The 505-nt window shown below is 40.2% G+C and carries 1 rRNA gene; it reads right to left on the bottom strand.

Annotated elements, in window-relative coordinates:
- Window positions 1–384 precede the first annotated feature (384 nt).
- Window positions 385–496 (bottom strand): 5S ribosomal RNA (gene rrf, locus GFS24_RS28960).
- Window positions 497–505: the final 9 nt, after the last annotated feature.

Here is a 505-nt window from a genome sequence, read left to right as displayed (position 1 = left end):
AATTGGTAGATGGTGGAGATTCGATCCCCTCGGCCTTACGCCTACATCTCATTATATTTTGAAGAACTTTTTCTTGTTTCGCTTTCCCCGTTTCCTACACCCTGTTTCGATGGGAGTGCAAAGGTAGCGTTTTTTTCTTTCGTTCCAAATTTTTTCTCAAGTTTTTAAAGATATATTTTCTTGAGTGTCAATTACTTATATGTAGTATATAAGTATGCTTTTTAGGCATTGGTTCAGACTTTCACACAAAGAACTTACCGCCTTTTTGCGAGCGGAGGGCAAAGATATCATCTTTAATGTAGACAACAAAATTTTTACCTGGGAACTTTGGGAGCAGAGGATAAAAAAGTCCTCCGTAATACAACGGAGGACTTTTCCTAATAAATATGGCAGCTACCTACTCTCCCGCATGATAGTGCAGTACCATTGGCCATGAGGGGCTTAACTTCTCTGTTCGGAATGGGAAGAGGTGAACACCCTCGGCAAAACCACCATAAGATCTTTA

It is taken from the genome of Chitinophaga sp. SYP-B3965 (assembly GCF_009647655.1).
In the GTDB taxonomy this organism is placed as follows: Bacteria; Bacteroidota; Bacteroidia; order Chitinophagales; family Chitinophagaceae; genus Chitinophaga.
The sequence above is the reverse complement of the archived record's forward strand: the minus strand, read 5'-3'. Positions and strand labels throughout refer to the sequence as shown.